The 13,734-nt window shown below is 60.7% G+C and carries 15 protein-coding genes; 14 read left to right on the forward strand and 1 reads right to left on the reverse strand.

Annotation, left to right across the window (positions count from 1 at the left end; genetic code table 11):
* Positions 1–4 precede the first annotated feature (4 nt).
* The 11 genes from mrdA (at position 5) to rsfS (ending at position 11,025) form a co-directional block, all read left to right on the forward strand.
* On the forward strand, positions 5–2,074 hold the full coding sequence (gene mrdA / locus ABCN01_RS02425; RefSeq protein ID WP_342996353.1) for a penicillin-binding protein 2: 2,070 nt from the start codon (positions 5–7) through the stop codon (positions 2,072–2,074).
* A gap of 9 nt (positions 2,075–2,083) precedes the next feature.
* Positions 2,084–3,310, forward strand: a complete 1,227-nt coding sequence (locus tag ABCN01_RS02430; protein WP_022094759.1) for an FtsW/RodA/SpoVE family cell cycle protein — start codon at positions 2,084–2,086, stop codon at positions 3,308–3,310.
* Positions 3,311–3,328: 18 nt separating this feature from the next.
* Complete coding sequence (locus ABCN01_RS02435; protein ID WP_342996352.1) at positions 3,329–4,258, forward strand: YcjF family protein; 930 nt, start codon at positions 3,329–3,331, stop codon at positions 4,256–4,258.
* A gap of 10 nt (positions 4,259–4,268) precedes the next feature.
* Complete coding sequence (locus ABCN01_RS02440; RefSeq protein WP_342996351.1) at positions 4,269–6,146, forward strand: TIGR03960 family B12-binding radical SAM protein; 1,878 nt, start codon at positions 4,269–4,271, stop codon at positions 6,144–6,146.
* A complete protein-coding gene (locus ABCN01_RS02445; RefSeq protein WP_342996350.1) occupies positions 6,143–6,955 on the forward strand; it encodes a TIGR03936 family radical SAM-associated protein in 813 nt (270 codons plus the stop codon). The genes ABCN01_RS02440 and ABCN01_RS02445 overlap by 4 nt, the downstream gene beginning before the upstream one ends.
* A gap of 67 nt (positions 6,956–7,022) precedes the next feature.
* A complete protein-coding gene (rplU, locus tag ABCN01_RS02450) occupies positions 7,023–7,397 on the forward strand; it encodes a 50S ribosomal protein L21 (RefSeq protein WP_035138585.1) in 375 nt (124 codons plus the stop codon).
* Between the two features lie 33 nt (positions 7,398–7,430).
* Entirely contained in the window at positions 7,431–7,688 is a 258-nt protein-coding gene (gene rpmA, locus ABCN01_RS02455) for a 50S ribosomal protein L27 (protein WP_089573443.1), read from the forward strand.
* Positions 7,689–7,773: 85 nt separating this feature from the next.
* Entirely contained in the window at positions 7,774–9,240 is a 1,467-nt protein-coding gene (gene obgE / locus ABCN01_RS02460; protein WP_342996349.1) for a GTPase ObgE, read from the forward strand.
* A gap of 3 nt (positions 9,241–9,243) precedes the next feature.
* Positions 9,244–9,921, forward strand: coding sequence for a nicotinate-nucleotide adenylyltransferase (gene nadD / locus ABCN01_RS02465; protein WP_035138584.1), 678 nt, complete (start codon positions 9,244–9,246; stop codon positions 9,919–9,921).
* Between the two features lie 87 nt (positions 9,922–10,008).
* The gene (yqeK, locus tag ABCN01_RS02470) at positions 10,009–10,542 is read left to right on the forward strand and encodes a bis(5'-nucleosyl)-tetraphosphatase (symmetrical) YqeK (protein WP_193221482.1); all 534 of its coding nucleotides are present in this window, start codon (positions 10,009–10,011) and stop codon (positions 10,540–10,542) included.
* A 27-nt stretch (positions 10,543–10,569) separates the two neighbouring features.
* Entirely contained in the window at positions 10,570–11,025 is a 456-nt protein-coding gene (rsfS, locus tag ABCN01_RS02475) for a ribosome silencing factor (protein WP_342996348.1), read from the forward strand.
* 95 nt (positions 11,026–11,120) lie between these two features.
* Here the strand turns inward: rsfS and dinB are convergent, their stop codons facing one another.
* The gene (gene dinB / locus ABCN01_RS02480) at positions 11,121–12,374 is read right to left on the reverse strand and encodes a DNA polymerase IV (RefSeq protein ID WP_342996347.1); all 1,254 of its coding nucleotides are present in this window, start codon (positions 12,372–12,374) and stop codon (positions 11,121–11,123) included.
* Between the two features lie 201 nt (positions 12,375–12,575).
* On the opposite strand from dinB, the gene rpsP reads away from it, so the two are divergent.
* The 3 genes from rpsP to rimM are packed head-to-tail and all read left to right on the forward strand — an operon-like array spanning position 12,576 to position 13,731.
* The gene (gene rpsP, locus ABCN01_RS02485) at positions 12,576–12,917 is read left to right on the forward strand and encodes a 30S ribosomal protein S16 (RefSeq protein WP_022094749.1); all 342 of its coding nucleotides are present in this window, start codon (positions 12,576–12,578) and stop codon (positions 12,915–12,917) included.
* Positions 12,918–12,959: 42 nt separating this feature from the next.
* Complete coding sequence (locus ABCN01_RS02490) at positions 12,960–13,205, forward strand: KH domain-containing protein (protein ID WP_425458732.1); 246 nt, start codon at positions 12,960–12,962, stop codon at positions 13,203–13,205.
* Between the two features lie 4 nt (positions 13,206–13,209).
* Positions 13,210–13,731 (forward strand): ribosome maturation factor RimM, encoded by a 522-nt coding sequence (rimM, locus tag ABCN01_RS02495; protein WP_342996345.1) that lies wholly within the window; start codon positions 13,210–13,212, stop codon positions 13,729–13,731.
* Positions 13,732–13,734: the final 3 nt, after the last annotated feature.

The raw sequence follows: 13,734 nt of genomic DNA on the forward strand, positions 1-13,734 counted from the left end.
GTAGATGTCTTCCCAGATGACGGTTATTATCGCCGGTATCGTGCTGGTTGTGGCCATCGTGGTCGCGCTGGTCATCATGCGTCGTGGCGATTCCCGTTTTACCTACGATACACAGCATGGAACGGCCCCGCGCGCCACCGAGGGCGAAGGCAATACCGCGGCGACCGCCTTTAAGGGCCGCTTTTCCATCCTCACCACGGGTGTGGGCGCAATGTTTGCGGCACTTGCCGTCAAGCTGTGGGGCATGCAGATGGTCTCGTCGGACTATTACGAGAAGCAGGCCAATAGTAATCAGACTCGCACCGTTACCACACCCGCTGTGCGCGGTCGCATCCTCGACCGCAATGGCGTGGCGCTTGTCCAGAACCGTCCCTCACTTGCTGTCGTGGCCTACCGCGACCTTGCCGAGGATGAGGTTCTGGTTCGCCATCTTGCCAACGTGCTTGGAATGCCTTACGTGGCGGTCCTTCGCAATATTCAGGACAATACAGAGGGCGCCCAGAGCCTGCATACCATCGCGACGGACGTCCGTCGCTCCACGGTTGCCTATATTCAGGAGCATGCCGGCGAGTTCCCGGGCGTCAAGATTGCCGAGCGTACCGAGCGCCAGTATCCATATGGCGAGACGGCATGTCATATCTTGGGCTATACCGGCACCATTACCTCCGAGCAGCTCGAGGCCCAGAATAAGAAAACCTCTGGCGATGATGATGCTTCTGCTGGCAAGATTACGTACCAGTCGGGCGATATCGTGGGCCAGGCGGGCGTTGAGAGCTACTACGAAAACCTGCTGCAGGGTATTCGTGGCGAGCAGACCGTCAAGGTCGATGCTTCGGGCAATGTGACCGGTCAGGCCGGCGCCGTGCCCGCGAAGGCCGGCTCCGACATTAAGCTCACGCTCGACCTTAAGATCCAGCAGGCCTGTGAGACGGCGCTGGCGAGCGCTATCGAGCTTGCCAAGACCACTGGCTACAGCAATGCCGGCAACGGCGCTGTGGTGTGTCTCGATCCCAACAATGGCGAGATCTTGGGCATGGCGAGCGAGCCCAAGTTCGATCCGTCCGTCTTTATCGGTGGCGTCTCAAACGACGTGTGGACCGAGCTCAATGATGACAAGGGTTCGCACCCGCTGCTCAACCGCGCCATTAGCGGACAGTACATGTCGGCCTCGACCATCAAGCCGCTCTCGGCGCTGGCCGGTCTTGAGTTTGGAACCTACACTTCAACGCAGACAACCAACTGCACGGGCTATTGGACGGGCCTGGGCAAGGCTTGGGGCAAGCGCTGCTGGCTGACGTCTGGCCACGGCACCATGACGCTGCAGTCGGGTATCGCCAACTCGTGCGACCCTGTCTTCTACGACATGGGCAAGGCGTTCTTTTATGACGAGCAACATCCCGAGGGCCTGCAGGAGGTCTTTCGTCGCTGGGGTCTAGGCAAGACCTGCGGTATCGATCTGCCGAGTGAGGGCTCGGGCCGTATTCCCGATGCCGAGTGGAAAGAGTCGTACTTCACCGACGCCTCTGCCGAGGACCGCAAGTGGAATGCCGGCGATATGACCAACATTGCCATCGGCCAGGGCGACATCCTGGTGACGCCCCTGCAGATGGCGTGCGCCTATATGGGTCTTGCCAACGGCGGCAAACAGTACGTGCCTCACGTGTTTTTGTCTGCCGTATCGCGCGATGGTGACGGCGATGCCTATAAGTACAACGGAAAGGGCAAGAAGAAGCGCCTGGAGGCCAAGATCAACAGCGATTCGGATTTGGCTCTTGTTCGCAACGGCATGCACGACGTGATTTACACGGCATCGACGTCCCTAGCGGCTCACTTTGGCACCCTGACGCCGCAGGTATACGGCAAGTCGGGCACGGGCGAGAAAAGCGGCGAGGACGAATACGCGTGGTTCTGCGCCTATGCACCGGCCGATGACCCCAAGTATGTCATCGCTACTGTCCTGGAGCAGGGCGGCGGCGGCTCAGATACCGCGATGCATGTCGTGCGCGACGTGCTCGGCGTGATTTATGGCGAGCCCGATACCTCTTCGGCCTCGGGCGATTCTTCGGTTCGATAGGAGGTTGCGATGGATTTTTCTCCGGCGGATCTGTTCCGTTCAACCAAGACCGGCTCTCGCAGCAGCCTGGACCGTGTCAACAAGCAACTTTCGGCCTCGCGCGGCACGTTTCGCCAAAAGGTGCATATCGGTGTGCTCGTGGCTACTGTGGCGCTTGTCGCCTACGGTGCCATCATTATCTGGTCGGCTTCGCAGTTTAAGGCCGATGCCTCGTTCTCACGCCATCTGCTGGGAATTGGCATCGGAGCGGTGCTGGCGGTGCTGGTCTGGCGTACCGACCTGCGCGGTATTTCCAATTTCTCGACGGCGTTGCTCGTCATTGACCTGATCGTGATTTTCTCGCCCAAGATTCCGGGTCTGTCCTATACGGGCGGTCTGGGCATGACGGGCTGGATCAAGATTCCCGGTATCGGCTTGACATTCCAGCCGGTTGAGCTTGCCAAGCTCATCACCATCTTCTTTATTGCTACGCTTGGCTCGCAGTATAACGGTCGCATCGATACCGTTCGCGACTACGTCAAGCTCTGCGGCATGCTGTCCATTCCGTTTTTGGCCGTCGTTGCCATGGGCGACCTGGGCTCGGGCCTGGTCGTGCTGGTTTCGGGCGCCATCGTCATTTGTATGAGCGGTGCACGCCGCGAATGGGTGCTGTCGACCCTGGCCCTGCTCGTGGGCTTGGTGGCCCTCGTCCTGGCGCTCGATTCGGTCTTTGATTCGTTGCTCGGCCACGATGTGCTCATCAAGCAGTATCAGATGAACCGTCTGACGGTCTTTATCGACCCCGATAATGCCGATTCGGACGATGCGTACAATCTGCAGCAGTCGTTGATCGCGGTCGGCTCGGGCGGTTTCTTTGGTAAGGGCCTGGGGCATGCGACGCAGTCGGCCGGCGGCTTCCTACCCGAGTTCCATACCGACTTCGTCTTCGCCTTTTTGTCCGAGACCTTTGGCTTCTGCGGCTCCTTTTTGCTGCTGTGCTTGTATGTACTGCTCATCTTCTCGACGATCCGCGTTGCCTTTAAGTGCGAGTCTCTGTTCCTACGCTTATCATGCGTAGGTATCGTCGGCATGTGGGCGTTCCAGACCTTCGAAAACATCGGCATGTGCATCGGCATGATGCCGATTACCGGTATTCCGCTACCGTTTATTAGCTTTGGTTCGTCTTCGATGATGATTCAGCTGCTGACGGTGGGTATCGTACAATCCATATGGCGGCATCGTTCGGGCGCCGCGTAACCGCTGGAGGGGTTTGCTATGAAAATTCCCGTAGATAAGCTGACCCGCGCTTTTAAGATGGGCGCGTCCGTTAAGAAGGATTCCGATACGCCGGTGCGCGTCTCGGTCTATCTGGATTCGTCCGCCTCGCGCTTTCTGGCCGAGACGGTGCGTGACGCCTTTGTGCCGCAGACGACCTCGGGTATTGTGCGCGTCGAGCGTCTGGGGGAGGAGCGAATTGCTCCAAAGACCGATACCGATGTGGTGCTGGTGCTCTCGTGTGGTTCCGACCGCTTGGAGAGTGCCGTGCAGGAGCTCGTGATCGCCGGCGCGCCCGTGTGCGTGCTTGCCGAGTCTGCTGTGGAGGTGCCGTTTATCGAGGAGTCCACGCCCATGCTCGGCGTGGTAGCGGCAACCGATAAGACGTATCTGCTCGAGACGCTTGCCCGCTGGATTCTCGATCGCACCGACAAGGAAACGGCTTTTGCGGCGAATTTTGCCTTCATGCGCATCGCGGCGGCCAATCGTATTATCACCTCGTGCGCGCTCACCAATATGGCGACCGGTGCGCTGGTGTTTTTGCCGGGCGCCGATTATCCCGTTATGGCGCTGGCGCAGGTGGGCATGCTCTTTGAGCTCGCTGCCGTCTTTGGACGCGGCATTAAGCCTGAGCGCGGCTACGAGGTCGCGGGCGTGCTTGCCGGCGGTCTTTTGATCCGCGCGGTCACCCGCGCGCTCGTCAAGCAGACGCCGCATATTGGGTTTGCCGTCAAGGCGCTCACTGCTGCCGCGGGCACCTATGGCATGGGCCGTGCGCTCGTTTCGCTCTACGAGCGCGATGTCGACTACAGCCGTGCCAACGAGGTGGTCACTGCCACGTTCTCCCGTGTTCGCGATCTGGTGACCACCGTCGCGGGCGCTACCCGTCCTATGGCGTCCTACCAAGACGCATCCGATCTCGCAGCTTAGGGGTTTTCCGTTGCGCGTTGCATACCAAGACTGTTTTCATTTAATTGAGCCGCTGCTCGCCAAGGTCGAGAAGCCGAGCCGCTATATCGATCACGAGTGGGGCACGCTTTCCAAGGCCGATGCCGATTACCGTTGTTGCCTGATCTATCCGGACGTATACGAGGTCGGTCTGCCCAACCAGGGTATCGCCATCCTCTACAACATTCTTAACCAGGCCGAGGGCATCTCCTGCGAACGCGGCTATGTGCCGTGGCCCGATATGGGTGACGCCATGCGCGAGGCGGGTATTCCGCTGCTGTCGCTCGAAGGTGCTGCCCCCGTCGCTTCGTTTGATATGGTCGGCCTGCATGTGCCGCACGAGATGGCGGTGACGAACTTCCTCGAGGCTCTCGACCTCGCTGGCATTCCGCTGTTGGCGGCCGACCGCACCGAGGACGACCCCATTATCATCGCCGGTGGTCCTTCGGTGTACAACCCCGAGCCGTACGCGGCCTTCTTCGATGCCATCCTCATCGGCGAGGGCGAGGAATCGCTGCTCGAGACCTGCCAGCTGCATCGCCGCCTGCGTGACGAAGGGGTCCCGCGCGCGCAGATTGTTGAGCAGCTTGCATCCATTGCCGGCAACTACGTGCCGTCGCTCTATGAGGTTCGTCACGACGAGCCCTGCTCACCGCATGGCTACACCGTGCCGCGTGAGGGCAAGGATGCGCCGACCGTGGTCTACAAGCGCGTCGTCAAGGATTTCGGCGCCACGAATCCGCTGTCGCAGTCGTGCGTGCCCTATGCGCAGCTGGTCCACGACCGCCTGTCTATCGAGATCCTGCGCGGCTGTGCCCGCGGCTGTCGTTTTTGCCAGGCCGGCATGACGTATCGCCCGGTGCGCGAGCGCTCGGCCGACCAGATCGTCTCGTCGGTGATTCAGGGTCTGGAAAAGACCGGCTATGACGAGGTGTCGCTGACCTCGCTCTCCACGACTGACCACTCCTGTATTCGCGACGTGCTCGGCAGGCTCAATCGTCGCCTGGAGGATACGGGTATTCGCGTATCTATTCCGTCGCAGCGCCTGGATTCGTTTGGCGTGGATATGGCCGAGTCGGTCGCCGGCGAAAAGAAGGGCGGCCTGACGTTCGCGCCCGAGGCCGGCAGCCAGCGCATGCGCGACATCATTAACAAGAACGTGACCGAGGAGGACCTGGACCGTGCGGCCAAGGCGGCCTTCGAGGCCGGCTGGAACCGCATGAAGCTCTACTTTATGATGGGCCTTCCCGGCGAGCGCGACGAGGACATCGTGGCCATCGCCAATCTGGCCGATCACGTGCTGGAGCTCGGTCGTTCCGTGGTGCCCAAGGCTCGTCGCGGCTCGATCTCGGTGTCCATTTCGGTTTCGGTCTTTATCCCTAAGGCTGCCACGCCGTTCCAGTGGTGCCCGCAGCTCGACTACGACGACGTCAAGCGTCGCCAGAAGCTGCTTATCACGAGCGTTCGCAACCGTGCCGTCCGTGTGCATTACCACGATGCCGAGACCTCGCTCATTGAGGCCGCACTGTCCCGCGCCGGTCGTGACATGACGCCCGTCATCATCGACGCTTGGCGCTCGGGCTCTCGCTTTGACGCCTGGGTAGAGCATTTCTCGCTCGATAACTGGAAGGAGGCTGCTGCCAAAAACGGCATCGACCTCAATGAGCTCGTACACCTGCCCTACGAGTTGGACTGGCGCCTGCCGTGGGAGCACGTGAGCCCCGGCTGCACGCGCGGTTTCCTCGAGCGCGAGTACCGTCGCTCGCTCGAGGGCGTCACGACTCCCGACTGCACCCGCACGTCGTGTACCGGCTGTGGGATCTGCCCCACGCTCCACGCCAAGAATGTATTGATAGGTGATCGCGCATGAGTGAGCGCCTGACCGACAACCCCACGCTCTTTAGGCTTCGTGTTCGCTATGGCAAGCGCGATCGCCTTAAGTACCTGGGCCATCTCGAAGTAATCCACACCATTGAGCGCATCGTGCGCCGTGCGGGACTTCCCTATGCCGTTACGCAGGGCTTCTCTCCGCACATGCGCGTGGGCTTCTCTTCGGCGCTACCGGTGGGTACGTCGTCGACCCGCGAGTGGTATGACCTGTTTATGACCGAGTTTGTGGCGCTCGACGAGGCGTTTGGGCGCCTGGCTGCGGCGTCTCCGGCCGATCTGGCGCCCATCGAGGCGGCGTACATCGACGTGCGCACACCGGCGTTGACGGCGCAGCTCACGCGCCTGTCGTACCGCATCGACCTGCACTTGGATCCCGAGGCGCCCGTACGCGCCGACGAGGTGCGTCGTGCGATCGACACGCTGCGCGCGGAACATGGCATCGACTACGCGCGCGGCAAAAAGAGCAAGCGCTTGGATTTGGATCACACGCTCGTGGGCTATGAGCTCACGGCGGGGGAGCGCCCGGACCATCTGGTGCTTATGCTCGACACCCATGCCGACAACGAGGGCTCCATGCGTCCGGAAATTTTGCTTTCCGCTGCTGATGTTTTGTTGCAGGGCTTGACCCCGGGCGTGGATGCACCTATTGTTTCCACCGGTATGCAAGACCTCGTGACCATCTGCTCCTACGATGTCGAGCGTCAGAATCAAGCATGCGAGGACGACGAGGGCCGACTCGTCAGCCCCATACCTGTGCGAACTTGTGGATTTGCTCCACATACTCGTTGACGGGGGTATTATCGCCTGCTACTATATTCGGCTGTTGCACTAACTGATGCATGAAGGGCAAGTAAACATGTACGCAATCGTTAACACGGGCGGCAAGCAGTACAAGGTCGCCACCGACGATGTCATCACCGTCGAGAAGATCGAGGGCAATGAGGGCGACAAGGTCACCCTGCCGGTTATCTTCCTCAACGATGGTAAGAAGATCGTCACCGATCCCGACAAGCTGGCCAAGGCCAAAGTTACCGCTCAGATTGTTGAGCAGTTCAAGGGCGAGAAGCAGCTGGTCTTCAAGTTCCACAAGCGTAAGCGCTATCGTCGTCTGAAGGGTCACCGTCAGCAGCTCACCAAGCTGAAGATCGTGAAGGTCCAGGCTACGTCCCGCGCCAAGAAGGCTGTCAAGGCAGAGGCCGAGGCTGTTGCCGAGGCTCCCGTCGCCGAGTAGATTACACTCGTAACGAAAGAGTAGGTATACACAATGGCACACAAAAAAGGACTCGGTTCCTCCCGTAATGGCCGTGACTCCCGCGGTCAGCGCCTTGGCACGAAGCGCTTCGCCGGCCAGACGGTAACCACGGGCACGATTCTCGTCCGTCAGCACGGCACGCACATCCACCCGGGTGAGAACGTTGGCCGTGGCAAGGACGACACGCTGTTCGCGCTGGTCGACGGTACCGTTGAGTTCCACAAGGGTATCAAGCACAGGGTCAGCGTACGCCCGCTCGCGAACGCGTAATTCACCCTTCATAGAGCACATATGTGGGAGGCACTTGAGTTTTAGGATTCAAGGGTCTCCCTCTTTTTTGTAGGAGGCGATTCTGTTGTCACAGTTCACCGATATCAGCCGCATTAACGTGTGCGGCGGCGACGGCGGAGCCGGATGCATGTCGTTTAGGCGCGAGGCATTTGTTCCCAAGGGCGGCCCCGATGGCGGCGACGGCGGTCGTGGCGGCAATGTCGTCATCCAGGCCGATGCTCAGCTGTCTTCGCTGATCGATTACCGCTTTAAGCATCACTTCCGCGCCGAGCGCGGCACGCATGGCCAGGGCGCTCGTCGCAATGGCAAGAGCGGCGAGGACCTGATTCTTAAGGTCCCTATGGGTACCGTGGTGCGCGAGCTCGACCCCGAGACGCAGACCCCGATGTTCGAGATTGCCGACCTGGTGCACGATGGCGAGCGCGTTGTCGTGGCGCCCGGCGGTGCTGGTGGCCTGGGCAATACCCACTTTGTGACATCGGTGCGCCGCGCGCCCGCGTTCGCTCAGCTGGGCGAACCGGCCGAGGAGCACTGGATTGAGCTCGAGATGAAGCTTATGGCCGATGCCGCGCTCGTGGGCTTTCCCTCGGTGGGTAAGTCTTCGCTCATTGCACGCATGAGTGCCGCCCGCCCCAAGATCGCCGACTACCCGTTCACCACGCTCGTGCCCAATCTGGGCATGGTGCGTGCCGGTGAATATTCTTACGTCGTTGCCGACGTCCCCGGTCTCATCGAGGGCGCGAGCGAGGGCAAGGGCCTGGGCCATCAGTTCCTTCGCCACATTGAGCGCACGGCTCTTATCATGCATGTCGTCGACATGACGGGCGGTTTTGAGGATCGCGATCCGGTTGAGGATTACCACATCATCAACCGCGAGCTCGAACAGTATGGCGCAGAGCTCTCGGAGCGCCCGCAGATCGTTGTCGCCAACAAGTGCGATGCGCCGGGCACGGCTGACAAGATTGCCGACCTTAAGCGTGCGGCGCTCGACGACGGCCATATGTTCTTTGCCGTGTCCGCCGTGACGGGTGCCGGTCTCAACACGCTGATGCTTGCCGTGGGCGAGCAGGTAGCTAAGCTTCGCGCCGAGCTGGCGGTCTCTGATGAGCCGGTCGATCTGCGCGACGATGAGTGGGAGCGCCGCCGTCTGCAGCGCGAGAAGCGGTTCCGCATTGTCCAGGAAGAGCCCGGTGCCTTCCGCGTTGTCGGTCGCGCCATCGAGCGCATGGTCATCCAGACCGACTGGGAAAACGAGGAAGCCGTCATCTACCTGCAGCATAAGTTTGCGCGCATGGGTGTCGACGATGCGCTCGAGAAGGCCGGCTGCCGTGCGGGCGACGAGGTCCGCATTTGCCAGCGCGCCTTTGACTTTGAGGGCGCCGAGGACTTCTCGGAATACGAGGAGCTCGATGATGCTGGCGAGGACGTTGCCGTTGAGGCCATTGACGTGGCCGATGCTGCGGATGAGGGCGTCGAGGTTGTCGATGCGGCGGATGCCGCGGGCGATGCCGAGACCTCGGAGGGCGAGTAAGCCATGTCGCTGCGCGGTGGAATCGGTCTGCCCGAGCTTCCTCTAGAGGACGGGCGGGAGTTTAGGCTCGGCATTATGGGCGGCACATTCGACCCGATTCATTACGGGCACTTGGTGACTGCCGAGCAGGCGCGCGAGTCGCTCGACTTGGACGCTGTGCTCTTTATGCCGGCGGGCTCTCCTGCCTTTAAGCTTGACAAGCCGGTGACGCCTGCCGAGGACCGTTATGCCATGACGGTCCTCGCCACCGCCGCGAACCCGGCCTTTTTGGCGAGCCGGTTCGAGATCGACCGTCCGGGCGTAACCTATACGGCCGATACGCTTCATGCCCTTCGCGACTTTTACCCGCCGCAGGTAAAGCTTTACTTTATTACGGGCGCCGACGCGATTATCGATATCGTGACCTGGCATGATGCCGAACGAATCGCTGAGCTTGCTACCTTTATTGCGGCGACGCGACCGGGCTTTGATATCGATACGGCGCGTGCCCGAATCAAAGAGTCGGGGCTGCCGTTCGACGTGCGCTATATTCAGATTCCGGCGCTGGCGATCAGCTCGACGAACATTCGTAAGCGAGTTGCCCGCGGCATGAGCGTGCGCTATCTTACGAGCGAGTCCGTGCTCGGCTACATTCGCAAGCGCAGGCTATATGCCGATTTGGGCCAAGAGGATTTTGAGTGATGGGGGTCTACGTTGTCGGTAGAGGATCAGTTTGAGGGCGATGAGCGCGCGCTGCTCAAGCGCATTCAAGAGCTGCTCGATGTTCGCATGAAGGATAAGCGCAAGCGCTATGTGCATTCGCTGGGTGTTGCCGAGACCGCACTTCATCTGGCCGAGGTCTACGGCGTCGACCGCTTTGATGCCGCTGCCGCCGGCTTGATCCACGACTGGGACAAGGTGCTTTCCGATGACGAGCTGGTCACGCGCGCTCTGCATTACGGCATTAAGATTGCCGGCTCTCCTTCTGCCGCGACGCCGCTTTTGCATGGCCCTGTTGCCGCCTATGAGCTTCCGCAGCTTTTTCCCGAGTTGTCGCCGGCCGTTTTCCAGGCTGTCGACCGTCACACCGTGGGTGCCTGCGATATGACGCCGCTCGATATGGTGGTCTTTGTGGCCGATGCCATCGAGCCCAACCGCCACGGCGACTATGCGCATGCGCTGCGCAAGATGGTGGGGGAGTCGACGCTCGATGAGTTGTTCTTCTCCTGTTTTGCGCAGGGTCTGGTCTATGTGATCCAGTCCGGGCGCTATCTTTATCCCACGGCTATTACGATTTACAACCATTACGCCCAGCTGCGCTAGCTCGGGCTGTCTAGAAAGAGGTATTCCATGGCCGACGAGACCATGACCGACGAGCAGATTCTTGAAGGTGTGGAGCACAAGAGCTTCGCCGCCACGTCCGACCGCACTGCCGCCTCGCTGTCCGTGAGCGGTGTCGCCGCCGAGAATGTCGCCCGCGCCGCCGCGCAGGCCGCCTACGACAAGAAGGGCGAGGACGTTCAGGTGCTCGACCTGACCGAGCTTTCCGACGTATGCGACTACTTTGTGCTTGCCACCGGTACCAACAACCGCCAGGTCGATTCTATCGTCGACGAGATCGAGGAGAAGGTCGCCGAGGCTTGCGGCGAGCATCCGTTCTCCATCGAGGGCCGCGAGCAGAAGACCTGGATGCTCATGGACTACGGTTCGGTTGTCGTCCACGTCTTCACTCCTGAAGCCCGCGACTTCTACCGCCTAGAAAAGCTCTGGGGCGACGCCCCCCAGCTCCCCCTCAACCTCCTCTAGTAGCTCATTTGAGACGGGGTTAGCTACCCTCACGCATATCGCCGGGCAGGTGCGGTTTTCCGCACCTGCCCGGCTTTCTTTTTGCCCAAAGGCGGTTAATCGTTGAAGCGGGATTGGCGGCCGAAGGAAAGGGCGGTGTCGCCGAATTTGTCTCGGACGGCGTCGATGGCGACGGAGAGGTCGCGGCGGTCGCTGGATTGGGCTCCGCGGTCATCGATCTCGCAGAACAGGTCGGTCTGGATGCCGCCTTGGTGGTCGAAGTCGCTCATGCCGATGCCCGCTAAGCGAACATGCATGCCTTCCTGCCAGATGTTGTCGAGAAGGTCGAGTGCAACCGCCACGAAGATGTTCTCATCGTCGGTCGGATGAGGCAGCCGGCGCTGTGCCGTACGTCCGCTGCCATACGAATACTTAAGCTTGAGCGTTACCGTGGCACCCGTCAGCCCCTGACGGCGCAGGCGGCGTCCCACTGACTCTCCCAACAGCGCAATCGCCGCCTCAATATCCCCACGCTCAGTCAAATCTTTAGCAAAGGTGCGTTCATTGCTGACCGACTTGACCTCGCGCTCCTCATCGAGACTCGTGACTTCGGAGATTTCGAGTCCCAACGCACGCTTGCGCATGCGTTCGCCGTTGACGCCAAAAATAGAGGCCAAGGTGGATTCTGGTGCACGTGATAGCTCGCCGAGGGTGTAGATGCGCATGCGGCGCAGTCGCTCCTCGGCCGAGCGCCCGATGCCGCTCATGGCAGATACCGGCAGCGCGGCCAAAAAGCGCTGCTCGGTTCCGGGGCGCACGATGGTCAGCCCGAACGGCTTATCCCGCTCGCTTGCGATCTTTGCGACCGTCTTGTTGCAGCCCACGCCAATGGAACAGGTCACTCCCAGCCCTGCCACGCGGTCGCTTATACGTCGCGCAACCAGCAGCGGGTCTTCGGGCGCAAAGCGACCCGGTGTGATATCGATAAAGGCTTCGTCGATGGATACGCGCTCCACGCGCGGCGTCTCCTCGGCAAGAATCGCCATGACCTGCGCGCTCACCTCGCGGTAGCGATCAAAATGCCCATGCGTCCAAATGGCTTGCGGGCACAAGCGCCGCGCCTCGGCCGAGGCCATGGCAGAGTGCACGCCAAAGCGACGTGCCTCATACGAACACGTGGACACGACGCCGCGCGAATCGGCGTCTCCGCCCACGATGAGCGGCTTTCCGCGCCATTCGGGATGATCGAGCATTTCCACGCTCGCAAAAAACGCATCGAGGTCCATCAGGCCCACCGCTGGACCCGTCCAGGGAGGCGGCGTGACGCCCATGGCATCCTCATAACCGTATGTATGTTCGCGTCTTTCCATGTCATGAGTATACCGCGCAGCTCATGTGGGGTGCGTGTATGTGCTTGCAAATCCCGAATTCTTGTCTAAGATATGGATTTGCCCTCGACTACACCGAAGAAGTTGGTCTCACGGACTTCACCTGCCCGCGTCGATGGCGTATTATGTTCAACTGTTTGTTTGTAGTTGCAGCCTAAAGCTGCTTGGTTGGAGGAGTTTCCTTTGGCAGTCAAGATTCGCCTTGCTCGTCACGGCGCTAAGAAGCGTCCGTACTACCGTGTCGTCGTCGCCGATTCCCGCGCCCCGCGTGACGGTCGTATCATCGAGGAGGTTGGCCGCTACAACCCGATGACCGCCCCCAAGACCATCAACCTCGACCTCGAGAAGATCGCCGACTGGCAGTCCAAGGGCGCTCAGCTCACCGACGCCGTCGCCGCTCTGGTCAAGGCCGCCAACGAGGGCGAGAAGACCGAGACCGTCGTCAAGAAGTCCAAGAAGCAGCTCGCCAAAGAGGCCGAGGCCGCTAAGGCTGCCGCTGAGGCCGCTGAGGGCGCCGAGGAGTAAATCGTGCCTGAGGTTGACGCTGCACAGCTCGAGGGTGAGGCAATGCTCTCAGATCGCATCGCCGATCTCGTCGAATATCTCGTTGTTCAGATCGTCGACGACCCGGATTCCGTGAGCCTTGAGGTCATCGATGGTGACGACGCCTCTACGATTGAGGTTTCGGTCGCCGAGGATGACGTCGCTTTGGTCATCGGCCGTCGTGGCCGTACCATTAAGGCCATTCGCACGCTCGCCCGTGCACTGGCCGCTCGCCTCGACACTGCTGTCGAGGTAGAGGTTCTGGGCTAGGACCTTGAGGTCCCAGTACAAAAACATCGCCCGTGTGGTCAAGCCGCACGGAAGGAAGGGGGAGGTCCTCGCGCAGCCGCTGCGGGGGCTTCCTTCTGTATTAGAGCCGGGTATGCGCGTCGCCCTGACGCCGCCGGCGCTCAAGCGCGACCGCTTTTGCACGGTCGTGTCCGTCACCGATACGGGCGATGGCGATCTGGTCTCGTTTGAGGGCATTGACGACTTGACGGCCGCCGAGGGCATCACGGGATGCTACGTGCTGGCAAATCGTGACGATTTTGAGGTCGATTCGCTCGACGCTGCCTATACCGACCTGATGGGTCGCGAGGTGGTCGACGAGCGCTTCGGTTCGCTCGGCACGATCGTTGAGATCATGTCGACGCCCGCTAACGATGTTTGGGTTGTCGAGGGTGATCGGTACGGCGAGGTACTGATTCCCGTGATCGAGCAGGTTGTGCTCGATCTTCCCGACACAGGAACAATTTCCGTCCACGTGATGGACGGCCTGATCGATATGGACAAGTAGGGA

The organism is Collinsella aerofaciens (assembly GCF_039062365.1).
GTDB lineage: Bacteria > Actinomycetota > Coriobacteriia > Coriobacteriales > Coriobacteriaceae > Collinsella.

Excerpts from the sequence above, each read along its gene's own strand:
- mrdA (WP_342996353.1), top strand. The coding sequence starts at position 5 with ATGTCTTCCCAGATGACGGTTATTATCGCCGGTATCGTGCTGGTTGTG.
- ABCN01_RS02430 (WP_022094759.1), top strand. The coding sequence starts at position 2,084 with ATGGATTTTTCTCCGGCGGATCTGTTCCGTTCAACCAAGACCGGCTCT.
- ABCN01_RS02435 (WP_342996352.1), top strand. The coding sequence starts at position 3,329 with ATGAAAATTCCCGTAGATAAGCTGACCCGCGCTTTTAAGATGGGCGCG.
- ABCN01_RS02445 (WP_342996350.1), top strand. The coding sequence starts at position 6,143 with ATGAGTGAGCGCCTGACCGACAACCCCACGCTCTTTAGGCTTCGTGTT.
- rplU (WP_035138585.1), top strand. The coding sequence starts at position 7,023 with ATGTACGCAATCGTTAACACGGGCGGCAAGCAGTACAAGGTCGCCACC.
- rpmA (WP_089573443.1), top strand. The coding sequence starts at position 7,431 with ATGGCACACAAAAAAGGACTCGGTTCCTCCCGTAATGGCCGTGACTCC.
- nadD (WP_035138584.1), top strand. The coding sequence starts at position 9,244 with ATGTCGCTGCGCGGTGGAATCGGTCTGCCCGAGCTTCCTCTAGAGGAC.
- yqeK (WP_193221482.1), top strand. The coding sequence starts at position 10,009 with ATGAAGGATAAGCGCAAGCGCTATGTGCATTCGCTGGGTGTTGCCGAG.
- rsfS (WP_342996348.1), top strand. The coding sequence starts at position 10,570 with ATGGCCGACGAGACCATGACCGACGAGCAGATTCTTGAAGGTGTGGAG.
- dinB (WP_342996347.1), bottom strand. The coding sequence starts at position 12,374 with ATGGAAAGACGCGAACATACATACGGTTATGAGGATGCCATGGGCGTC.
- ABCN01_RS02490 (WP_425458732.1), top strand. The coding sequence starts at position 12,960 with ATGCTCTCAGATCGCATCGCCGATCTCGTCGAATATCTCGTTGTTCAG.